The organism is Massilia phyllosphaerae (assembly GCF_034659755.1).
Classification (GTDB): Bacteria; Pseudomonadota; Gammaproteobacteria; order Burkholderiales; family Burkholderiaceae_D; genus Telluria; species Telluria phyllosphaerae.
This window is the reverse complement of sequence record NZ_JAXSQX010000006.1, coordinates 130,264-153,185: the sequence shown is the minus strand read 5'-3', so window position 1 is coordinate 153,185 and position 22,922 is coordinate 130,264. Positions and strand designations below refer to the sequence as shown.

The following is a 22,922-nucleotide window of genomic DNA, read 5'->3' as shown; positions in this document are numbered from 1 at the left end:
TCTTTATACTGATCTTTCGTGTCAGCGCAGCGCATCCAGCAGACCATCTGTCGACCACAGGAGACGAAGATGAACAAGCACAGGAATACCAGCAACACGACCGCGCCGAACGGCAGACGCGGCTTCCTCAGGCTGGGCGCAGCGGCGCCCCTGGCGCTGGCGGCAGCCCCGTTCGCCGGACCGGCCGTGGCCCAGGACCGATCCGGCGATCTATGGGCCGCGGACCGCTGGGTCGGCACCTGGGGCGCCTCCCCTACCGGCGCCGCGATTTCCCCGCAGCCGGCGCCCAAGGAGCTCACCAACCAGACGCTGCGCCAGATCGTCCATACCAGCATCGGCGGCAACCGGGTACGCGTGTGCTTTTCCAACGAGTTCGGCACCACGCCGCTGACCATCGGGGCCGCCCATGTCGCGCGCCGTACGACCGGCAGCAGCATCGATCCCGCCAGCGGCCGCGTGCTGACCTTCGGGGGCCAGCCCTCGATCGTGATCCCGCCAGGGGCGCCGGCGCTCTCCGACCCGGTCGACCTCGATTTGCCGGCGCTGGTCGACCTGGCCATCAGCATCTACCTGCCGCAGCCGGCCACCGCGACCACCCTGCATGGCTCGGCGTTCCAGACCAACTACATCGTGGCCGGCAATGCGGCCGGCGCCCCCACCCTCGCCGGCGCGTCGACCACGACATCCTGGCATTTCCTGAGCGGGGTCAGCGTCTGGACGGGCCGCGCCGGCGCCATCGTCACCCTGGGCGACTCGATCACCGACGGCGCGGTCACGACCGTCGACGCGAACCGCCGCTGGCCCGACATCCTGTCGCTGCGCCTGCGCCAGTACGACCGCCTGTTCCGCCTGGGCGTGGTGAACGCCGGCATCGGCGGCAATCGCCTGCTGAATCCTGGAAATGCGACCATCGGCAGCTTCGAGGGAATCGGGCCGCTGTTCGGCCCGGCCGCGCTCGCGCGCTTCGACCGCGACGTGCTGGCCCAGCCGGGCGTGGAAGCCGTCATCGTCCTGCTGGGCGTGAACGACCTTGGGCAGCCGGTGTCGATCTCGCCGGCGTCCGAGGAAGTCAGCGAACCGGCGCTCCTGCAGGGCTATCGCCAGCTGATCGCGCGTGCGCGCGAGAAGTCGCTCAACATCTACGGCGCCACCATCACGCCGTTCGGCGACACCACGATCGCCGGCTATTTCACAACGGCACGCGAGGCGATCCGGCAGGCGGTCAACAACTGGATCCGCAGCAGCGGCGAGTGGGATGGCGTGATCGACTTCGATGCGGCCGTGCGCGACCCGGCCAACCCGGCGCGCATGCTGCCCGCCTACGATTCGGGCGACCACCTGCACCCGAACGACGCGGGCATGGTCGCGATGAGCCAGTCGATTCCGCTGCGGATGCTGACGGATATCCTCCGGTTGAGCGGCGCGCCGGACATGCCGAGGGCGGCGCTGGCGGCCTGGGGATAAGTCGTCAGCTGCCATGGTTTGAGCGGCCAATAAAAAGCGGCCCACATGGGGCCGCTTCTTAGCGCCTGCGAAGCCGCTCGGTTCAGAACTGGTCGACTTCCAGCGCCAGCACGCCGGCACTGCCTTCGACGATCGCATGGCGCATTCCGTCCGCCTGGGACAGCACATGATCGGCAAAGAAGCGCGCGGTGGCGATCTTGGCGCGGTAGAACGCCGCGTCGCCATCGCCGCCGTCGAGCTTCTGCTGCGCGGCCAGCGCCGCGCGCGCCATCTGCCAGCCGCCCAGCACGATGCCGGCCAGTTTCAGGTAAGTCACGCTGCCGGCGAACACGGCGCGCGGATCGGATTTGGTGTTGGCGACCACGAAGTCGACCACCGCCTCCAAAGCGGCGCTGCCGGCCGCCAGCTGGCCGCGGATGGCGGCAAAGTCGGCACCCTGCCGTTCGCCCAGCTGCGCTTCCGTGGCCCGCACCTGGGCGATGATAGCCTTCGCCACGGCGCCGCCGTCGCGCACGGTCTTGCGGCCGACCAGGTCGTTGGCCTGGATCGCGGTGGTGCCTTCGTAGATGGTCAGGATCTTGGCGTCGCGGTAGTGCTGGGCCGCGCCGGTCTCTTCGATAAAGCCCATGCCGCCATGCACCTGCACGCCGTCGCGCGCGACGTTTTCGCTCATCTCGGTCGACCAGCCCTTGATGACCGGCACCAGGTATTCGTAGACCGCCAGGTTGGCCTTGCGGGTCGCCTCGTCCGGATGGCTGTGCGCCAGGTCCGACAGGCCGGCGCCGACGTAGGCCAGCGCGCGCGCCGCCTCGGTCTGGGCGCGCATCGACATCAGCATGCGGCGCACGTCCGGGTGGTTGATGATGGCGACCGGGCCGCTCGAACCCTCGACGGCGCGCGACTGCACGCGCTCCTTGGCGAAGGCGGCGGCCTGCTGGTAGGCGCGCTCGGCCAGGCCGACGCCCTGCATGCCGACGCCGAAACGGGCCGCGTTCATCATGATGAACATGTATTCGAGGCCGCGGTTTTCCTCGCCGACCAGGGTGCCGATGGCGCCACCCGCGTCGCCGAACTGCAGCACCGCGGTCGGGCTGGCCTTGATGCCGAGCTTGTGCTCGATCGACACGCAGTGGGCATCGTTGCGCTCGCCCAGGGAGCCGTCGTCATTCACCAGGAACTTCGGCACGATGAACAGCGAGATCCCTTTTACCCCCGGGGGCGCGTCCGGGGTGCGCGCCAGCACCAGGTGGATGATGTTCTCGGCCATGTCGTGCTCGCCGTAGGTGATGTAGATCTTGGTGCCGTAGATCTTGTAGGTGCCGTCGCCCTGCGGCACGGCGCGGGTGCGCACCGCGGCCAGGTCCGAACCGGCCTGCGGCTCGGTCAGGTTCATGGTGCCGGTCCACTGGCCCGTGATCAGCGGCGCGATGTAGCGGGCTTTCTGCGCGTCGGTGCCGGCGGTCAGCAGCGCTTCGATGGCGCCGTCGGTCAGCAGCGCCACCAAAGCGAACGCCAGGTTGGCGCCGTGCAGCATCTCCATGCACGGGGTCGCGACCAGTTTCGGCAAGCCCTGGCCGCCGAACTCGGCCGGGTGCTGCACACCCTGCCAGCCGGCGTCGGCAAAGGCGCGGAAGGCTTCCTTGAAGCCCTTCGAGGTGGTGACCTGGCCGTCGTGCCAGAAACTCGGCTCCTTGTCGCCGGGATGATTCAGAGGGGCAACCACGCCGCCGCAGAATTTCGCGCTCTCTTCCAGCACCGCCTCGACGGTATCCGGGGTCGCGTCCTCGCAGCCGGGCAGCTGGTTGATCTCGGCCAGGTTGGCCAGTTCGTTGACGACGAACAGCATGTCTTTCAGAGGGGCGTTATAGCTCACCTTGGTCTCCTGAATGTTCTATTTAGACGTTACATATGACAACGTCGTTCCCGCGCAGGCGGGAACCCAAGTTTGCCTGCGCGCCCGCAGCGGCGAGCGCCAGTGGTATGCGTAGAACTTGGGTTCCCGCCTTCGCGGGAACGACGTTAATAGCTTGGTGGACATGCATGCCATCCACCTTCGGCAAATGATCAGCCCAGCTCGTTCACGAGCGCCGGCACCACCTCGAACAAGTCACCGACGATGCCGTAATCGGCCACCGAGAAGATCGGCGCTTCCGGATCCTTGTTGATGGCGACGATGGTCTTCGAATCCTTCATGCCGGCCAGGTGCTGGATCGCGCCCGAGATGCCGACGGCGATGTACAGCGTCGGGGCAACGATCTTGCCGGTCTGGCCGACCTGCCAGTCGTTCGGCACGTAGCCGGCGTCGACCGCGGCGCGCGAGGCGCCCATGGCCGCGCCCAGCTTGTCGGCCAGCGGTTCCAGGATCTTGAAGTTGTCGCCCGAGCCCATGCCGCGGCCGCCGGAAACGACGATCTTGGCGCCGGTCAGTTCCGGACGGTCCGACTTGGCCAGTTCGCGGCCGACGAAGGTCGACTTGCCGGAATCGGCCACCGAGGGCACGGTCTCGACGGCGGCCGAGCCACCCTCAAGCGCGGCGGCGTCGAAGCCGGTGCCGCGCACGGTGATGACCTTCACGCTGTCCGTCGACTGCACGGTGGCGATCGCGTTACCGGCGTAGATCGGGCGCTCGAAGGTGTCAGGGGAATCGACCTTGGTGATTTCCGAGATCTGGGCCACGTCCAGCTTGGCGGCGACGCGCGGCAGCACGTTCTTGCCGAAGGCCGATGCCGGCGCCAGGATGTGCGAATAAGCGCCGGCGACCGCCAGGATCTGCTCGGCGATGTTCTCGGCCAGGCCGTCGGCGAAGTGCGGCGCGTCGGCGACCAGCACTTTCGACACGCCGGCTACCTTGGCGGCCTGTTCGGCGACGGCGCCGCAGCCCGCGCCGGCGACCAGGATGTGGACCTCGCCGCCGCATTGCGACGCGGCGGTGACGGTGTTCAGGGTGACTGCCTTCAGCGCGGCGTTGTCGTGTTCTGCAATAACCAGTGCGACCATGATGTTCCTTTTCGCGCCTAACAAAATCCCCATGGCCGCGTTGCATCGTCTCGCCGTACTCACGTACTGTCTTCGACGATGCGCCTTGCCCTGGGGCTTTTGTTAGACGCTCATAATATTAAGATTAGATGACTTTGGCTTCGGTGCGCAGCTTGGCCACCAGGGTCGCCACGTCCGGCACCTTGATGCCTGCCGAGCGCTTGGCCGGCTCGGCCACTTTCAGGGTCTTCAGGCGCGGGGTCACGTCGACGCCCAGGTCTTCCGGCTTGATGGTCTCGAGCGGCTTTTTCTTTGCCTTCATGATGTTCGGCAGCGTTACGTAGCGCGGCTCGTTCAGGCGCAGGTCGGTGGTGACGATGGCCGGCAGGGTCAGGGCCACGGTTTCCAGGCCACCGTCGACTTCACGGGTCACGGTGACCTTGCCGTCTTCCAGCACCACTTTCGAGGCGAAGGTCGCTTGCGGCCAGCCCAGCAGCGCAGCCAGCATCTGGCCGGTCTGGTTCGAATCGTCGTCGATCGCCTGCTTACCGAGGATGATCAGCTGCGGCTGTTCCTTGTCGGCCAGTGCCTTCAGGACCTTGGCCACGCCCAAGGGCTCGATCTCGGCACCGGTCTCGACCAGGATGCCGCGGTCGGCGCCGATCGCCATGCCGGTACGCAGGGTTTCCTGGGCCTGGGTCACGCCGCAGGTCACCGCCACGATTTCGGTCACTTTGCCGCCTTCCTTGAGGCGGGTCGCTTCTTCCAGCGCGATCTCGTCGAACGGGTTCATCGACATTTTGACGTTGGCGATATCGACACCGCTGCCGTCGGACTTGACGCGGACCTTGACGTTATAGTCGACCACGCGTTTGACGGGTACCAGGACTTTCATAGTGGGCCTTTGGAAAATGAATAAGTGACTGACTAAAATGATCCGAATTATAAAAGCAAATTCCGTTCAGAGCAGAATTAAAGCACGATCGTGCGATTTTAGCTTAGAGGAATTCCCCTAATTTACACTGGGGTCATTTTTTCAGGGAAAGTTCAGAAGCTTGACGGGGCGCTTGCCCCGCCCTGCGGGACGTCGGAACAGCGTTGACGTTCGGTTACTTGCGACGCAACCAGAACGTGAATTCGCCGTTGAGATTGGTATGCGCCAGGAGCGCGTTGCCGGTCTGTTTGGCAAAGGCCTGGAAGTCGCGTACCGAGCCGGTGTCGGTGGCCACGATCCGCAGCACCTCACCGCTTGCCAGTTCGGCGAGCGCCTTCTTGGCCTTGAGGATCGGCAGCGGGCAGCTCAAGCCGCGCGCATCCAGATCCTTCCGATACTCGATGGTACCGGGGTCGATTATGGTTTCAGTCATCGATATTGCCTGCGTGTTGGTGGGCATATGCCCTGCACTGTGCATACTACTCCAATTGCAGGATTATGACGCGGCGCATCAAATTACGATACCCGTGTTGTGTTGCACCAACAACAAGACCTTGACAGCGGGGAAGAATTGACGGCTGGATAGAATTGGTGAGAAAGCTTGTAGTAGACGCAGGGTAGCCATGCAGACCGTAGGGTGGGCACCCTGTGCCCACGCGAAAGCTGGCGTGACGCGAACGTTCGCGTGGACACGGGGGTGCCCACCCTACTCGACACCGACTCCGCCACCGGAATGGCGGAGCGATCAGGCTCAGGCGCCGACGCGCTCGGTCACCCAGCCGGCCACGCCTGCGAGCGCTTGCGGCAGCGCAGCAGGATCGGTACCGCCAGCCTGGGCCATGTCCGGACGGCCGCCGCCCTTGCCGCCGACCTGCTTGGCGACGAAGTTGACCAGCTCGCCCGCCTTGACCTTGCCGGTGGCGTCGGCGGTGACGCCGGCGATCAGGCTGACCTTGCCGTCGGCCACCGAGGCCAGCACGATGGCGGCGGTCTTCAGCTTGTCCTTCAGCTTGTCCATCGTCTCGCGCAGGCCGGCCACGTCGGCGCCTTCCATCGTTGCCGCCAGCACCTTGATGCCGTTGACGTCGATGGCCTGGGTCACCAGCTCGTCGCCCTGCCCTGCAGCCAGCTTCGACTTCAGCGCGGCGATTTCCTTTTCCAGCGACTTCACCTGGTCCTGCACCTGAGCGATGCGCGACGGCAGTTCGTCCGGGCTGGTCTTCAGCGCGCCGGCGGCTTCGGTCAGCTTGCGGTTGATCGCCTGCACCAGTGCCAGTGCGCCTTCGCCGGTCACGGCTTCGACGCGACGGATGCCGGCGGCCACGCCCGATTCCGAGACGATCTTGAACAGGCCGATGTCGCCGGTGCGGGTCACGTGCACGCCGCCGCACAGCTCTTTCGACGAGCCGATATCCAGCACGCGCACGGTGTCGCCGTACTTTTCGCCGAACAGCGCCATGGCGCCGTGCTTGATGGCGTCGTCCATCGACATGTGCTGGGCTTGGGTCGCGTGGTTTTCCAGGATCTCGCGGTTGACGATCTGCTCGACCTTGGCGATTTCTTCCGCGGTGAGCGGCGCGTTGTGCGAGAAGTCGAAGCGGGTCTTGTCCGGATCGACCAGCGAACCCTTCTGCTGCACGTGGGAACCGAGCACCTCGCGCAGGGCCTTGTGCATCAGGTGGGTCGCCGAGTGGTTGCGGATGGTGCGCGCGCGCTTGGCCTCGTCGACTTGCGCGTCGACGGTGTCGCCGACCTTCAGCGAGCCCGACTGCAGCACGCCGTGGTGGCCGAACACTTCGGCCTGGATCTTCAGCGTGTCCTCGACTTCGAAAACGCCGCCGCCGGCCTTGATGACGCCCTTGTCGCCGACCTGGCCGCCCGACTCGGCGTAGAACGGGGTGGTGTCCAGCACCACGATGCCGTCCTGGCCGGCCTGCAGTTCCTGCACCGACACGCCGCCCGCATACAGGGCCAGCACGTGGGTGTTGTGGACCAGCGACTCGTAGCCCACGAACTTGGTCTTCTCGCCCGCGTATTCGACGCCGGCCGCCATCTTGAACTTGCCGGCGGCGCGCGCGGTCTTCTTCTGCTGCTCCATGGCGGCGGCGAAGCCGGCCTCGTCCAGCGTGACGTTGCGTTCGCGGCAGATGTCCGCGGTCAGGTCGAGCGGGAAGCCGTAGGTGTCGTACAGCGTGAAGGCGGTGGCGCCATCCAGGTTCTGCGGATCCTTGGCCAGCTGGGCTTCCAGGATCTTCATGCCGTTTTCCAGGGTCTCGCCAAAGCGCTCTTCCTCGGCCTTCAGGGTCTGCATCACGCGCTGTTTCGCTTCGCGCAGTTCCGGATAGGCGTCGCCCATCTCGATGTCGAGGTCTTCGACCAGCTTGTAGAAGAACGGCTTCGTCTGGCCCAGCTTGTGGCCGTGGCGCAGCGCGCGGCGGATGATGCGGCGCAGGACGTAGCCGTGGCCTTCGCTGCTCGGAATGATCCCGTCGACGATCAGGAAGGAGGCGGCGCGGATGTGGTCGGCGATCACGCGCAGCGACTTCGACTCGAGATCGGTCGTGCCGGTTTCGCGGGCGGCCGCGCGGATCAGCGCCTGGAACAGGTCGATTTCATAGTTCGAGTGCACGTGCTGCAGCACCGCGGCCAGGCGCTCCAGGCCCATGCCGGTGTCGATCGACGGCTTCGGCAGCGGGGTCAGGACGCCCTGCTCGTCGCGGTTGAACTGCATGAACACCAGGTTCCAGATCTCGATGAAGCGGTCGCCGTCTTCTTCCGGCGAGCCCGGAGGACCGCCCCAGATGTCGGCGCCGTGGTCGTAGAACACTTCGGTGCACGGACCGCAGGGGCCGGTGTCGGCCATCTGCCAGAAGTTGTCGGAGGCGTAGCGCGCACCCTTGTTGTCGCCGATGCGGATGATGCGCTCTTTCGGCACGCCGATTTCGTTGGCCCAGATGTCGTAGGCTTCGTCGTCTTCGAAGTAGACGGTGACGGTCAGCTTCTCGCTCGGGAGCGCGTAGACCTTGGTCAGCAGTTCCCAGGCAAAGTGGATGGCGTCGCGCTTGAAGTAGTCGCCGAAGCTGAAGTTGCCCAGCATTTCGAAGAAGGTGTGGTGACGCGCGGTGTAGCCGACGTTTTCCAGGTCGTTGTGCTTGCCGCCGGCGCGCACGCAGCGCTGCACGGTGGTGGCGCGCTTGTACGGACGCGTATCCAGGCCCAGGAACACGTCCTTGAACTGCACCATGCCGCTGTTGGTCAACAACATCGTCGGGTCGTTGCCCGGCACGAGCGGGCTGGAGCGGACGATCGTGTGGCCTTTGGACTCAAAGAACTTGAGAAACTTTTCGCGTATTTCGGTGGATTTCATGTCGTAGGGGCGGATGAAGGCAGCATGCTATATAGAGAAGATCGATTATAGCGTAGGTGTTGCAAGGAATCGGCGTACCGATTAGCCATGCCTGATTATTGTTGCGTATTCGACAAGCGTATGGTGGGCACCCGTGCCCACGCGAACGTTTGCGTTACGCCGGCATCCGCGCGGGCTCGGGGAGCCCATCCTACCCGCCGCTGGCGAAATCGGGGCCGATCAGGTCGATGCGGTCGGTGCAGAACGCCTCCACGCCCCAGCCCAGCAACTCGCGCGCCCGCGCCGGCTCGTTGACCGTATAGCAGAACAGGCCGAAACCGGCCGTTTTCACGGCGGCGGCCCCCTGCGGCGTCAGGTGGCGGTGGTTGGTGTGGATGGCCACCGCCGCCACCTCGCGCGCGCGGCGCTCCCAGTCGGGCGCCAGTTCGCTCATCAGGCAGGCGCGTGGCAGCTGCGGCGCCACGTCGCGCGCGGCTTCCAGCGCCAGGTGGCTGAAGGACGACAGCAGCGGCACCCGCGCCGAGTCGCCGGCCGCGATCTCGTCGGCGAACAGCGCGGAGGCGATGCGCGCGACCGTGCCGCCGGTCTCGATCTCGTAGCCGGGCGCCGGCTTGATCTCGATGTTCATCCACACGCCGTGCGCCTTGCAATACTGCGCGAACTCGACGAACAGCGGCACCGGCTCCCCCTCGAAGGCGCGCGCGAACCAGCCGCCGGCATCCATCGCGGCCAGCTCATGCGCATCGTAGTCGTAGACGTGGCCGGAACCGGGCACGGTGCGGCCGAGGAAAGGATCGTGCAGCACCACCGGCACGCCGTCGCGCGCCAGCATCACGTCGAATTCGATCGCGCGGTAGCCCGCTTCCATGCCGTGGCGCAGGCCGGCCAACGTGTTTTCAGGCGCCAGGGTGCCGCCGCCGCGATGGGCGAGAACCTTGGGGTAAGGCCACATGCGCATGCCTCCAGTCGTGTCCGTTCAGTCGATGGGCGCCAGCAGCCGGCGCGCCATCCAGACGAAGGCGCCGGCATTCACCGCCACCGTGATCCAGAACAGGCGGCGGAACGGCTGCTTGACCGTCTTGTGGCGCAGCCATTGCTGGGCCAGCAGGCCGCCCGGCCAGCCGCCGGCCAGGCCCAGCAGCAAAAGCGTGCGCTCCGGCGTACGCCGCTCCTTGCGGCGCGCAGCCGACTTGTCGAGCGCGTAGGCGGCGAAGCAGAGCGCGCTGACGGCCAGGTAAAGCAGCCCGACCACGGCCGGTACGCCCCAGGCCCAGGTGGTCCAGGCATACAGGATCAGGAACAGCAGCAGCGGTGCATAGGGCGTCATGGACACCAGCTTACGTGGGCAGCGCCCGGCTGTCCATGAGCTGTCTGGCCGGCAAGACGAATCGACGAGCAACGTTAGTCTGCGTACGGAGCGATACAGGCTGGCTGTCTATTCTGAACACCGACTGTTACACGAATGGAGAATGCAATGTCATTTAATTTGGGCAACCTGCTGAACCAATACCTGGGCGGTGGCGCCAACGCCAACCCGGCGCAGGCCGAGAACGATTTCGACCACGTGGCGCAGAACTCGCCGTTTGCCGCGCTGGCCCAGGGCGTCACCCAGGCCCTGCGCTCGGACCAGACGCCGCCGTTCAGCCAGATGGTTGGCCAGATGTTCAGCAACGGCAATCCCGAGCAGCGCGCCGGCATGCTGAACCAGCTGCTGTCCAACATCAACCCGGGTGTGCTGTCCTCGGTCGCCGGCGGCCTGTTCGGCAACCTGGCGGGCGGCGACCAGGCCAGGGTATCGCCTGAGCAGGCGGCACAACTGTCGCCGGAGCAAGTGCAGGAACTGGCCGCCAAGGCCGAACAGCAGAATCCGGGCATCGTCGAGCGCATGGGCGACTTCTATGCCCAGCACCCGACCCTGATCAAGACCATCGGCGGTGCCGCCCTCGCCGTGGCGCTCGGCGCGATGGCAAAAGGCATCCAGAACCGTTCCGACGCCGGTACGCCGGCCAACACCAACGCTAACCCTAACACCAATCAAGGAGGCAACAACATGGGCATTCTCGGCGATATCTTCCACAAGATCTTCCCTTCGCGTCACCCGGCTAACGGGGGCGCCACCCCGGCCCCGGCAGGCGCTGCACCAGCCGCCGCACCGGCCGCGCCGCAGGCTGCGCCGCAATCGGCCCCGGCCGCCAGCGCACCAGCCGCCGTCCAGCAAGTGGACGTGGAACAAATCCTGACCAATATGCAGGCGCAATCGGGCCAGCAACTGAACTGGCGCAGCTCGATCGTCGACCTGCTGAAACTGCTGGGCCTGGACAGCAGCCTGCAGGCGCGCAAGGAGCTGGCAGCCGAGCTGAACTATTCGGGCGATACCAATGACTCGGCCAGCATGAACATCTGGCTGCATCGCCAGGTGATGAACAAGCTGGCGGCAAATGGCGGCAAAGTGCCGGCCGACCTCAAAGACTGACGCAGCGGCCGGCGCAGCCGGCCTTCGTTCAGCAAGCTGCCGGGCACCTGCTGCCCGGCAGTCCCTTGTTTAATCAACCACAGCTATAGCCATTCCTCCAATACCCGATACAGTATTGGCAAGCCTTTTACGTGTATTTCACTTGCACGGTTGACATTCCCCTCGGTGTTCACTATCTTTGTATTAAGTTGCCTTATAGCAACTTGATCGATCTCCCATGCCGCCCGGAGCACGGACGGCGTTCTCACATTCAGGCGCTCCACAGGGGAACATCCATGACTTCATCATCTTGGCAGACAGCGCTGCCCGCCACGCTCGCGCTTGGGCTCACGCTAGCGCTGGCCGGTTGCGGCAGCGGCGACGCCGGCCAGCCGGCCCAGGCCAGCGGCACCCGGCTGCTGGCCGGCAGCGCGGCCAGCACCGCCAGCACCGAAATGCCGTTGACGCCGGTCGCCGCCAGCGCCAGCGCATCGGAACGCGGCGATCTCGGCCCGCAAGCCGCCATCGACCACGACGGCGCCACGCGCTGGGGCAGCGGTTTCAGCGACGACCAGTGGCTGGTGCTCGATTTCGGCAGCCCGCAGACGATCACGCGCGTGCATATCGATTGGGAAAATGCCCACGCCACCGAGTACGCGCTGCAGGTGTCGAACGACAACAGCAGCTGGACCACGATCAAGTCGGTGACCAATAGCCAAGGCGGCGCCGAAGACTGGACCGGCCTGCAGGCGCAAGGCCGCTACCTGCGCCTGCAGGGCGTCAAGCGCTCGACCCAGTACGGCTACTCGGTGTTCGAGATCCAGGCCTTCACCGGCACCCCGGCAGCGGCGCCGGCACCGGCACCGCTGCCGGCCGACCTCAGTCAGCCGGGTGTCGTCGTCAAGCCGGCCGGCGCCACCTCGTCCACAGTGGAAAACAACGGCATGGCGGCGCCGATGGCGATCGACGGCAACCCGGCCACGCGCTGGTCCAGCGCGCGCGAGGATGGCGCCTGGATCCAGTTCGATTTCGGGGTGCCCACGCCGCTCGGCTACGCCAAGCTGGTCTGGGAAGGCGCCTACGGCAAGGCCTACAAGCTGCTGTCATCCGACGATGGCCGCACCTGGACCGAAGTGCGCAACGTCACCAACGGCCATGGCGGCACCGAGGAGTTCTTCAACCTCGGCGTGCAGGCGCGCTACCTGCGCCTGCAGGGCGTCGCCCGCGCCACCGCCTACGGCTACTCGCTGTTCGAGGCCGAATTCAAATCGCCGGGCAGCGACAACACCCTGTCGGCCAACGCGACGTCAAGCCTGCCCTTCCCCGCCAACGGCAGCGCGATGCAGCCGCTGCCGGGTGCCGACCAGCCGCTCGAGACCCTGCAGTTCACGCTGGCCGACGGCACCCTGGTCACCCGCTTCGGCGCGCGCGGGCTGGCGCGCCACGGGCGCGAGCGCGGCGAGGAATGGAACGAGGCCGGCTACGGTCCCAACGACACCGTCGATCCCGCCACCGGCCTGCCGCTCGACAAAGGGCCGGGCAACTACCTGACCTTCGTGCCGCAGTACTTCCAGAACCGCACCTGGGGTGTCGAAATCATCGACAACAGCCGCGTCGCCGGCGTCACCAAGCCGACCCTGGTCGTGAACCAGTACACCACGGTCGACTTCCTGCCCGGCGGCGTCGCCTTCTTCCGCGGCTTCGACCGTCCCGGCGTGACCGGCTACGGCTGGATGTCGCCGGGCGAACTGGTCGACCGCAACGTCACCGTCTGCAAGCCGGCGGTCTATCCGAACGGCCCGCACCTGAGCAGCCCGGGCGGCATCAACGGCGCCTGCACCCTGCGTATCAAGGACTACCCGGGGCACGACGGCCTGGGCGCCGACGGCCTGCCGAACGGCAGCTACGTGCCCGGCCGGGCACTGGTGGCCGGCGACGTGGTCGAGGTCTCGCCCTCGATGTTCAGCACCCGCGAAGCGATGAACGCCGCCGGCGACAGCGGGGGCATCCGCTACTACTCGTATGAATGGGCCTACGTGGTCGGCCAGGGCCTGCGCCCGTGGTACGGGGTGCAGCCGCGCCTGAACACGCAGCCGCTGCCGGAGTCGACGCTGTCGGGCGGTATCGGCTCGGTGTCGTACAACTATTCGGACAACGCCCTGTTCATGTTCCAGCAGCCGCACACCCACATCGGCATGCGCAACATGCAGCGCTTCGTCGAGGGCCGGCGCCTGGTGCACAGCAATTTCACCAGCGGCGCCCACAACGAACCGGGCAACGATCCGCACCAGGCCATCGCCGGCCTGCAGGGCGCGCGCTTCAACCAGTCGGCCTGTATCGGCTGCCACGTCAACAACGGCCGCAGTCCGGCCCCGGGCGCGATCGGCCAGCGCCTGGACAGCATGTCGGTGCGCACCGCGGCCTTCGACGCCAACGGGCGCCAGGTCGTGCACCCGGTCTACGGCACCACAGCGCAGATGAATGCGGCATCCGCCAACGGCACCCCGCAGGACTGGGGCATGGCGGTGCGCGTGGCCGGCTTCGACAGCCGCAGCATCACGCTGGCCGACGGCAGCAGCGTCGAGCTGCGCAAGCCGAAACTCGCGTTCGACGGCCCGGTGCCGGCGGCCTGGTCGCTGCGCGCGGCCCAGCCGATGATCGGCGTCGGCCTGCTGGAAGCGGTGCCGGAAGCCGACATCCTGGCACGCGTGCGCACGGCCCCGGACGCCGACGGCGTCAAGGGCACGGCCAACTTCGTGTTCGATCCGGAATCCGGCGCCGTGCGCCTGGGCCGCTTCGGCTGGAAAGCCGCCAAGGCGACCCTGCGCGACCAGGCCGCGGCCGCCCTGCTGACCGACATGAGCGTGACCTCGCCGGTCTACCCCAACCGCGGCTGCCATTTCGATCCGGCCGGCTGCGCCAAGAGTGGCACCCAGCGCGGCATCGCGGAAGCCGACCTGCAGCTGATCTCGCACTACCTGTCGCTGCTGGCGGTGCCGGCCCAGCGCAGCCTGGCAAGCGGCTTCCCGAAAGGCGTGGCACCGCTGGACGAACTGAAGGTCGAACCGCAGCAGGTCGCGGCCGGCGCCCGGCTGTTCACCGACATGCGCTGTGCCGCCTGCCACACGGTCGAGATGAAGACCGGCCCGGGCCACCTGTTCGCCGAACTGCGCAACCAGACCATCCGCCCCTACACCGACCTGCTGCTGCACGACATGGGCACCGGGCTGGCCGACAACTACACCGAAGGCCAGGCCACGGGCAGCATGTGGCGCACCGCGCCGCTGTGGGGCATCGGCTATACCGAGAAAGTGATGGGCAACGGCGGCCAGGCCGGCTACCTGCATGACGGCCGGGCGCGCAGCCTGACCGAGGCGATCCTGTGGCACGACGGCGAAGGCCGCGCGGCGCGCCAGCGCTTCGCCAACCTGCCGAAGGCGGAGCGGGATGCGCTGCTGGCGTTCCTGCGTTCGCTGTAGTCATCAAGTAAAGCAGCTTGCATCATGATCGCATGATGCAAGCTGCTCGCTGCCTGTCTGCCTGTCTGCCTGTCTGCCTGTCTGCCTGGTCGGCGCCGGCTGGACAGCGGCAGCAAGCGATACTGCCGCGCCGCTTATCGCCAGACCGGCGGAAAGGCCGTACGGAGTTGCCTGACCGCCTCGGGATCGGCAATCTCGCCTCCAGCGAATGCGAGTTCGTGCGACGCCCCGGGTTCGTTCAACAGCACCAGCACGCCGGTGACCGCGGCGGCGGCGAGCCCGGCATGCAACGGCGAGATGACCTTCAAGGTACCGGGAATGGTTGCCGGTATATAGATGAGACCGGGTTGGCCATTCACGACCGGCTGGTGGCGGAATTCCGCCAGGTCCGCCACGCGCATCTTGTCGGGAACGGGCGCGCCGTCGGGCAACTGCTTGTAGTAGTCCGGCACGATGAACAGCTTCGGCGCCAGCGCCGGATCGGACGGGATCCAGATACCGCCGATACGCAGGACCGTGCCGGCCGCACCCGGGGCCGCCGGCTTGCGTTCGACGACGGCAGGCTGCTCGCCCAGGTAAAACGTGCCCGACTGGTTGTATTTGTAGGGACGATAGGTGCCGGCAACCAGATGGAACTGCCGGCCGTTGCCGGCGTGTCCGGCAGGCGGGACGGTGTAATGCAGCGGTGCCGGCAGGCGAATCGCCTGGGACGTCCCGACCGGCAGTTCGATGAGGCCGGTCAGCTGGGCTTCGGGCGCCCGCGGGGTGGACGCGCAACCTGCGAGCGCAAGCGTGAGAGCAAGAAAAATCGGCAGGGAGCGCATGACGGGCGGACTCAAGTAATCAACACGAAGGTTGATCTTACACTATTACTATTAAGAAATATTAATTTCTGGTAGCAGCCGTGGTGCGCAATCAACACTTCATCCAGCAATGTACCTAATGCGCCTATCGGCCACGGCTCAGAAGTAGGACAGGCCCAGCGCCTTGCGCACTTCGTCCATGGTCTGCGCCGCGACTTCGCGCGCCTTGAACGTCCCCTCCTTCAGGATCTGCAGCACCTGGCCCTTGTCCTTGGCCAGCTCCTCGCGGCGCTCACGGATCGGGGCGATCAGTTCCTGCAGGATGCCTTCCAGGCGCTTCTTGACCACCGAGTCGCCGAGGCCGCCGCGCTGGTAGTGCGCCTTCATCTCGGCCAGGCCTTCCTTGTCCGTATCGAAGGCGTCCAGGTACAGGAAGGCGACGTTGCCCTCGATGTGGCCGGGGTCGGACACCTTCAGGTGCAGCGGGTCGGTGTAGACCATCTTGACGGCGGCGCGGATCTCGTCGGCGGAGGCACCCAGGTTGATGGTGTTGCCGAGCGACTTGCTCATCTTGGCCTTGCCGTCGATGCCCGGCAGGCGGCCGACTTCCGGCACGATAGCCTTGCACTCGACCAGGATGTCCTTGTCGCCGCCATAGGTGCGGTTGAACTTGCGCACGATCTCGTTGGCCTGCTCGATCATCGGGATCTGGTCCTCACCCACCGGCACGATGGCGGCCTTGAAGGCGGTGATGTCGGCGGCCTGGCTGGCCGGGTAGGTCAGGAAGCCGGCCGGGATGTCGCGCTCGAAGCCGCGCAGGATGATTTCCTGCTTGACGGTCGGATTGCGCTCCAGGCGCGCCACGGTAACCAAGTTCAGGTAATAAAAGGTCAACTCCGCCAGTTCCGGAATCTGCGACTGGATCAGGATGGTCGACTTGGCAGGATCGATCCCTACGGCAAGGTAATCGAGCGCCACCTCGACCACGTTCCGGTGTACCTTACCTATGTCATCCATATTGTCCGTGAGCGCCTGGGCGTCCGCGAGCATGATGAATTGGCGGTATTGATCCTGGTACGTGACGCGATTGCGCAGGCTGCCCACGAAGTGGCCGAGGTGCAGCGGGCCGGTGGGACGATCGCCGGTCAGGATGACGGACGTGGAAGGATTGGCGGTTTGCAGACTCATCGAGGTTCCTTGGGTTGCTTGCCTCGATCCTGCGCGTCAAAGACAACGCCACCTTGAATCGAGGCGGCGTTTGAACGAAATCACATCTCTCTCTGGCCGCGCGCTGTCAACGGCGCCACCAGGTACGGAGAACAGGATGTGGATACGAAAAATTCATGGACCGCATGGTTGCAGGTTGACGCAGCGCTGTCAACCGCCGCCGCACGAAGCACTCTCCCGCCCGCGCCGATATATTGTCCGATCGGGGTGGTTCCGGATTTTTTGTTGCAACAAAATTAATACTTTTGGTGATTTATGAATTCTACGAAGAGCACGAACAGCCACAACCGCCCCCTGGAACTATGGGGCGGCCTCGAATGCACCGTCAACCGCGTCCAGGACACCTACCACCGGCAGCTCGACCGCAATGGCCATGACGGCCGGGCGGACGACATCGCCCGCTTCGCCGCCACCGGCATCCGCGCGATCCGCTATCCGGTGCTGTGGGAACGCACCGCCCCCGAGGGGCTCGACAAGGCCGACTGGACCTGGCCGGACGAGCGCCTGGCGGCACTGCGTGACGCGGGCGTCAACCCGATCGCCGGCCTGATCCACCACGGCAGCGGCCCGCGCCACACGAGCCTGGTCGACCCTGCATTTGCCGAGCAGCTGGCCGCGTATGCCGGTGCCGTGGCGGCGCGCTATCCCTGGCTCGAGTACTACACCCCGGTCAATGAAATCTGCACCACCGCCCGCTTTGCCGGCCTGTACGGCGTCTGGTACCCGCACGGGCGCGACGACCGCACCTTCATCCAGGCGCTGCTGAACCAGTGCCGCGCCACCGTGCTGTGCATGCGCGCGATCCGCGCCGTCAACCCGGACGCCAAGCTGGTGCAGACCGACGACCTGGGCAAGACCTACAGCACGCCCGAGATGGCGCAGATCGCCGAGTTCTACAACGACCGCCGCTGGCTCGGCTGGGACCTGCTGTGCGGCATGGTCGGCCCCGAACACGCGCTGTGGGACTACCTCGTCAAGACCGGCATCGACCCCGCCGAGATCCTGTGGTTCCGCGACAATCCCTGCCCGCCCGACATCATCGGCGTCAATTACTACGTCACCAGCGAGCGCTGGCTGGATCACCGTCCGGAACGCTTCCCTGCGCATACGCACGGCATCCTGGGCGGGATCGCCAGCGCCGACGTCGAAGCCGTGCGTGTACTCGCCACGCCGAGCGCCGGCATTGCCCCGCTGCTGGCCGAAGCGTGGGAGCGCTATGGCATCCCGCTGGCGATCACCGAGGCCCACATCGACGCCAACCGCGAAGACCAGTTGCGCTGGCTGCTGGAAATCTGGGAAGCGGCGAAGGAAGTGCGTGGCAACGGCGTCGATCTGCGCGCCGTCACCGTGTGGTCGCTGCTCGGCGCCTTCGACTGGAACAGCCTGGTGACGGAGAACCGCGGCTACTACGAATCAGGCGCCTTCGACGTGCGTTCGACGCCGCCGCGCCCGACCGCGGTGGCGCGCATGATGCGCGAGCTGTCGTCGGGTGCCCAACTGTCGCATCCGGTGCTGCGCGGCCAGGGCTGGTGGCGCCGTCCGGGACGCTGGCTGTGCCAGCCGGTGGCGACGCCGGACGCGGTCGGCTCGATCACGGCCGACGGCCACACGCTGGTCGGCACCGACGCCGCGCCGCTGCTCATCACGGGTGCCAGCGGCACCCTGGGCCGCGCCTTCGCGCATATCTGCCGCAAGCGCAACATCGCCTACCGCCTGCTGTCGCGCCATGACATGGATATCGGCGACGCCGCCTCGGTGGCGCGCGCACTCGACCTGCACAAACCCTGGGCCGTCATCAACACCGCCGGCTACGTGCGCGTGGACGACGCCGAGAACGACGTCGCGCGCTGCATGCGCGAGAATGCCGAGGGGCCGGCGCTCCTGGCCGCCGCCTGCGCCGCGCGCAACATCCACCTGACCACCTTCTCGAGCGACCTGGTGTTCGACGGCGCGCAGGACACGCCCTACGTCGAGAGCAGCCCGGCCGCGCCGCTCGGCGTCTACGGGCGCAGCAAGCTTGAGGCCGAACGGCGCGTGCTGGACGCCCACCCCGGCGCGCTGGTGGTGCGCACCAGCGCCTTCTTCGGCCCGTGGGACAAGCACAACTTCGTGACGCAGGCGCTGCAGGCGCTGGAACGCGGCGACGCGTTCACGGCAACCAGCGACCTGGTGGTCTCGGCAACCTACGTGCCGGACCTGGTGCATGCCTGCCTCGACCTCGCGATCGACGGCGAAGCCGGCATCTGGCACCTGGCCAACGGCGGCGCGGTAAGCTGGGCCGAACTGGCCAGGCTGGCCGCCGACAAGGCGGGGATCGACGCCGGCCGCCTGGAAGCCAAGCCGGCGGCCGACTGCGGCTACGTGGCGGCGCGCCCGGCCTACGCTGCCCTGAGCAGCGAGCGCGGCATCCTGCTGCCGGCGCTGGACAACGCGCTGGCACGCTACCTCGAGCTGCGCAACCAGCACGACCCGGAGATGGAAGAACTGATCCGCACGATGGAAACCCGCCAGCCGCAGGCCGGCAGCCAACGCCAGATGGAAGAGACGCCGCCGGAAGTCTTCCAGGCCAATCAGCACTGAACGGCGCCCTGCCGCATTCGTTAAAGATACGTCGATAAAAGTACGTTGATAAAAACCCGGGCCTGGTCCGGGTTTTTTTATGCCCTGGCCAGCATCCCGCCTGCGGTTTCCTGCGCACTCGCGGACTTCGCTGCCTTGACACGGCCACCGATCATGAAACTGAAGGTGCCCGGCATGACGTACAGCGCCGCATGGTAGGCGAACGGCACGAAAGCGACCAAGAACAGGAAGGTCGGGATCGTGTATGCGCTCGCATCGAGCCGATTGTGCGCATAGAACATGTCGAACACGTGGATGAGCGGTGCATGGGCGAGGAACAGGAAGAAACTGTATTTGCTGTACTTCTCGGCCCAGCGGCCCGGCTGCGTATTCAGCAAGAGGGAAGATGCCGGCCACACCGCAATGGGCGCAGTGAGATAAATGTAGACATAGTCCTCGATCCGGTAGTAGATCGTCGCGATGCATACGGCGACCAGCAGTCCCAGCGCAGGAATCGCCAGGCGATCCAAGCGTTTCAGGTTCCAGTTGCCGGCTGCCGCCATGCCGCCGATATAAAACAGCACGGCCATGGTGTTGCGGTTGACCAGGTGGCCGTCCGCATCGCTCATGAATACAAGCGCGACCAGCATCAGGCCCAGCCAGGGCCGGCGCCGTATGGCGTAACCGAAAAGCGGCGCCATCAATACCAGGATGAACAGGTCATGCAAGAAGTGCAGCGCAAAGTTGCCGGCGCCAGATCGAGCTTGCTTGAAAAAAGCAGGTAGCCGGAAATCGCCGTCAGGGTCGGAACGGAAAGCCGTCCCAGTTCATCCTGGAAGAAAAACCGGATCAGCTCATAGGGATTTCCGTAGTCGAGCTGACCGAGTCCCGGCGTCCCGATGTGGAGCAGCACGACCAGCATGATGAGGATAGTACGCAGCATGGAAATGCGTTTGGCGATGGAAGCATCAAAAGCGGCTGTCATTATCTGGTAAGTAATTTATGTCTCGAACCGGTTTCGTTCCGGCAGGAAATTTGCCAAAATGTAATCGTTCCGAAATAGCAAAAAAACATGCCAAAATATAATTTTTGTTAGATAACAAACACATAGGCATGTTTACAGCAAATTTCCGTGTATGCACTGTAAATAATGTCGACACCTTTCAGCTGCGGCATGCTGCCGCTGCCGGCCCGGGTCATGATCCCGGTTCGCAAGCCGGATCCGCTCCCAAGGCGGCTGGCGGCCCGGGCGACCCGGCTATAATCTGCCGACAATAACTGAACGATAACGGGGACCGCATGCCATCCATGAACAACGCAGCGCCCAAGGCGCTCGGCCATATCCGCGTGCTCGACCTGTCGCGCGTGCTGGCCGGCCCGTGGTGCGCGCAGAACCTGGCCGACCTCGGCGCCGACGTGATCAAGATCGAGCGTCCCGGCATAGGGGACGACACCCGCGCCTGGGGTCCGCCCTATGCGCCCGATGCCGACGGCAGGCCGACGTCCGAGGCCGCCTACTATTTGTCGGCGAATCGCGGCAAGCGCTCGGTGACCGTCGATATCGCCAGCGCGGCCGGCCAGGCGCTGCTGCACGAACTGGTGCGCCACTGCGACGTGGTGCTGGAAAACTTCAAGGTCGGGCACCTGGCGCGCTACGGCCTCGATTACGCCTCGCTGAAGGCGATCAAGCCGGACCTGGTCTACTGCTCGATCACCGGTTTCGGCCAGGATGGTCCCTACGCCCACCGCGCCGGCTACGACTTCCTGGTCCAGGGCATGGGCGGGCTGATGTCGATCACCGGCGAGCGCGACGGCCTGCCGGGCGGCGGGCCGCAAAAGGCCGGCGTGGCGCTGACGGACATCATGACCGGCATGTACGCGACCGTCGCCGTGCTGGCGGCGCTGACCCACCGCGACCGTAGCGGCGAAGGCCAGCACATCGACATGTCGCTGCTCGATACCCAGGTCGCGATGCTGGCCAACGTCGGCAGCAATTACCTGAACAGCGGCCAGCGGCCTCAGCGCTGGGGCAATGCCCACGCCAACATCGTGCCCTACCAGACCTTTGCCTGCAGCGACGGCCACATCATCGTCACCGCCGGCAACGACAGCCAGTACCGCAAGTTCGTCGAGGCCGGCGGCCGTCCCGAACTGGCGCAGGACGCGCGCTTCGCCACCAATCCGCTGCGCGTGCAGCACCGCGCCGTGCTGGTGCCGTTGCTGGACGCCATGGTAGCGACCAAGACCCGCGCCGAATGGATCGCCCTGCTGGAAGCGGCCGGCGTACCGTGCGGGCCGATCAACAACCTGGACGAAGTGTTCGCCGACCCGCAGGTGCAGGCGCGCGGCATGGCCATCGCACTGGAGCACCCGCTGGCCGGCAGCGTGAAGCTGGTGCGCAGCCCGATGAAGCTGTCCGGCACGCCGGCCACCAGCGACGCCGCCCCGCCCGTGCTCGGACAGCATACCGACGAGGTGCTGGCCGGCTTGCTCGGCAAGAGTGGCGAAGAGATCGCCGCCCTGCGCGCGCAGGGCATCCTGTAAGCCAACTTTTCGAGGAATACACATGTCATCCGTGAAGCTGTTGCTCGTCGTTCTCCTCGGCTGCGCCGCCTGCCGCCCCGCCCTGGCCCAGGAGGCGCAGCCCCTCGCCGGCGCGTCCGATTGCCGTTTCGCCGCGATCCACCCGGCGCCGATGGGGGCGCCGGTCTGGGACGGCGCGTGCAAGGCCGGCTTTGCCGACGGCCAGGGCACGCTGTCGTGGCGCGACCCTGCCGGCAAGGCGTACAAGCTGGAAGCCACCCTCGCGGCCGGCCAGGTAGCGGGCGAGGCCAAGCTGCAGCTGCCGAACGGCGCCGTCTACATCGGACCGTTCAGGGATGGCGTGCCCGACGGTCGTGGCTACTTCCGCTTCGCCAACGGCACCCGCTACGAAGGCGATGTGCGGATGGGCCAGCGCACCGGCACCGGCGAAGCGCTGTACGCCAACGGCGACAGCTACAAGGGTGAATGGAAGAACGGCAAGCGCGACGGCACGGGCGTGCACACCTACATCCTCGGCGGCCGCTACGAGGGCGGCTGGGCGCACGACAAACCGAGCGGACCGGGCAAGATGGTGTTCGCCGGCAGTCCGGGACGCGAGATGGCCGTGATCGATGGCCGCGTGCCCGACCGGCCGGCAACGCCGATTGCCAAGGCAAGCTACACGCTCAAGGAAGACCAGCTGCGCACCTCGAGCATGATCCTGCGCGACGTTGCGCGCGAAATCCCGGTTCCGCCCAACCTTCCCTACGACAAGCTGTCGGCGGAGCAGCAGGCCACGGTCAAGCGCTGGTTCCCCGCGCTCGCCCCCGGCGACGAACCGCCCTACCCGCTGCATGGACCGGCGCCGTTTTACCAGACTGTGCAGCGCATCGTCAGCGCGACGGGGCAGCAGGGCAGCATCTCGGTGTACGTGCTGGTCGACAAGGATGGCAAGCCCGCCAGCGTAACTACCGTGGGCCAGGACAAGGAGGGCCTGCCGCCGGAAGTCAACAAGGCGGTGGGGATGGCGGCCGGTTTGATCGCGTACAAGCCGGCCATGTGCGATGGCCAGCCGTGCGAGATGATGTATCCGTACCGGCTGGCGCTGACGCTGGAACGCTGACCCGCCCGAGGGCGG

The 22,922-nt window shown here is 66.1% G+C and carries 17 protein-coding genes; 6 read left to right on the top strand and 11 right to left on the bottom strand.

The window, feature by feature from the left end; translation table 11 throughout:
* Positions 1-69 precede the first annotated feature (69 nt).
* Positions 70-1,464 (top strand): SGNH/GDSL hydrolase family protein, encoded by a 1,395-nt coding sequence (locus tag U1H99_RS21910; protein WP_323143838.1) that lies wholly within the window; start codon positions 70-72, stop codon positions 1,462-1,464.
* An 82-nt stretch (positions 1,465-1,546) separates the two neighbouring features.
* Here the strand turns inward: U1H99_RS21910 and U1H99_RS21905 are convergent, their stop codons facing one another.
* The 7 genes from U1H99_RS21905 to U1H99_RS21875 form a co-directional block, all read right to left on the bottom strand.
* On the bottom strand, positions 1,547-3,337 hold the full coding sequence (locus U1H99_RS21905) for an acyl-CoA dehydrogenase (RefSeq protein WP_323143837.1): 1,791 nt from the start codon (positions 3,335-3,337) through the stop codon (positions 1,547-1,549).
* 191 nt (positions 3,338-3,528) lie between these two features.
* Entirely contained in the window at positions 3,529-4,461 is a 933-nt protein-coding gene (locus U1H99_RS21900; RefSeq protein WP_323143836.1) for an electron transfer flavoprotein subunit alpha/FixB family protein, read from the bottom strand.
* Between the two features lie 124 nt (positions 4,462-4,585).
* Complete coding sequence (locus U1H99_RS21895; protein WP_141828492.1) at positions 4,586-5,335, bottom strand: electron transfer flavoprotein subunit beta/FixA family protein; 750 nt, start codon at positions 5,333-5,335, stop codon at positions 4,586-4,588.
* Between the two features lie 214 nt (positions 5,336-5,549).
* Positions 5,550-5,807 (bottom strand): sulfurtransferase TusA family protein, encoded by a 258-nt coding sequence (locus tag U1H99_RS21890; RefSeq protein ID WP_185748527.1) that lies wholly within the window; start codon positions 5,805-5,807, stop codon positions 5,550-5,552.
* Positions 5,808-6,125: 318 nt separating this feature from the next.
* Positions 6,126-8,741 (bottom strand): alanine--tRNA ligase, encoded by a 2,616-nt coding sequence (gene alaS / locus U1H99_RS21885; RefSeq protein WP_323143835.1) that lies wholly within the window; start codon positions 8,739-8,741, stop codon positions 6,126-6,128.
* Positions 8,742-8,931: 190 nt separating this feature from the next.
* Positions 8,932-9,693, bottom strand: a complete 762-nt coding sequence (ugpQ, locus tag U1H99_RS21880) for a glycerophosphodiester phosphodiesterase (RefSeq protein WP_323143834.1) — start codon at positions 9,691-9,693, stop codon at positions 8,932-8,934.
* Positions 9,694-9,717: 24 nt separating this feature from the next.
* Positions 9,718-10,068, bottom strand: coding sequence for a DUF1294 domain-containing protein (locus tag U1H99_RS21875; RefSeq protein ID WP_323143833.1), 351 nt, complete (start codon positions 10,066-10,068; stop codon positions 9,718-9,720).
* Between the two features lie 723 nt (positions 10,069-10,791).
* Here U1H99_RS21875 and U1H99_RS21870 point away from each other — a divergent pair.
* Positions 10,792-11,214 (top strand): DUF3597 domain-containing protein, encoded by a 423-nt coding sequence (locus U1H99_RS21870; protein ID WP_323144122.1) that lies wholly within the window; start codon positions 10,792-10,794, stop codon positions 11,212-11,214.
* Positions 11,215-11,489: 275 nt separating this feature from the next.
* On the top strand, positions 11,490-14,672 hold the full coding sequence (locus U1H99_RS21865; protein ID WP_323143832.1) for a di-heme oxidoredictase family protein: 3,183 nt from the start codon (positions 11,490-11,492) through the stop codon (positions 14,670-14,672).
* Between the two features lie 134 nt (positions 14,673-14,806).
* Here the strand turns inward: U1H99_RS21865 and U1H99_RS21860 are convergent, their stop codons facing one another.
* Together U1H99_RS21860 and trpS are read right to left on the bottom strand one after the other, a co-directional pair.
* Positions 14,807-15,496, bottom strand: a complete 690-nt coding sequence (locus tag U1H99_RS21860; protein WP_323143831.1) for a hypothetical protein — start codon at positions 15,494-15,496, stop codon at positions 14,807-14,809.
* 138 nt (positions 15,497-15,634) lie between these two features.
* Complete coding sequence (gene trpS / locus U1H99_RS21855; protein WP_323143830.1) at positions 15,635-16,663, bottom strand: tryptophan--tRNA ligase; 1,029 nt, start codon at positions 16,661-16,663, stop codon at positions 15,635-15,637.
* Positions 16,664-16,957: 294 nt separating this feature from the next.
* Between trpS and U1H99_RS21850 the strand changes: the two genes are divergently transcribed.
* Positions 16,958-19,282, top strand: coding sequence for an SDR family oxidoreductase (locus tag U1H99_RS21850; RefSeq protein ID WP_323143829.1), 2,325 nt, complete (start codon positions 16,958-16,960; stop codon positions 19,280-19,282).
* Positions 19,283-19,359: 77 nt separating this feature from the next.
* Here the strand turns inward: U1H99_RS21850 and U1H99_RS21845 are convergent, their stop codons facing one another.
* Both U1H99_RS21845 and U1H99_RS21840 read right to left on the bottom strand, forming a co-directional pair.
* Entirely contained in the window at positions 19,360-19,962 is a 603-nt protein-coding gene (locus U1H99_RS21845; RefSeq protein ID WP_323144121.1) for an acyltransferase family protein, read from the bottom strand.
* On the bottom strand, positions 19,962-20,246 hold the full coding sequence (locus U1H99_RS21840; protein WP_323143828.1) for an acyltransferase family protein: 285 nt from the start codon (positions 20,244-20,246) through the stop codon (positions 19,962-19,964). Before U1H99_RS21840 ends, U1H99_RS21845 begins: the two co-directional genes overlap by 1 nt.
* 323 nt (positions 20,247-20,569) lie before the next feature.
* On the opposite strand from U1H99_RS21840, the gene U1H99_RS21835 reads away from it, so the two are divergent.
* Both U1H99_RS21835 and U1H99_RS21830 read left to right on the top strand, forming a co-directional pair.
* Positions 20,570-21,805, top strand: coding sequence for a CaiB/BaiF CoA transferase family protein (locus tag U1H99_RS21835; protein WP_323144120.1), 1,236 nt, complete (start codon positions 20,570-20,572; stop codon positions 21,803-21,805).
* A 22-nt stretch (positions 21,806-21,827) separates the two neighbouring features.
* Positions 21,828-22,907, top strand: coding sequence for a hypothetical protein (locus U1H99_RS21830; protein ID WP_323143827.1), 1,080 nt, complete (start codon positions 21,828-21,830; stop codon positions 22,905-22,907).
* The last annotated feature ends 15 nt before the right edge of the window (positions 22,908-22,922 follow it).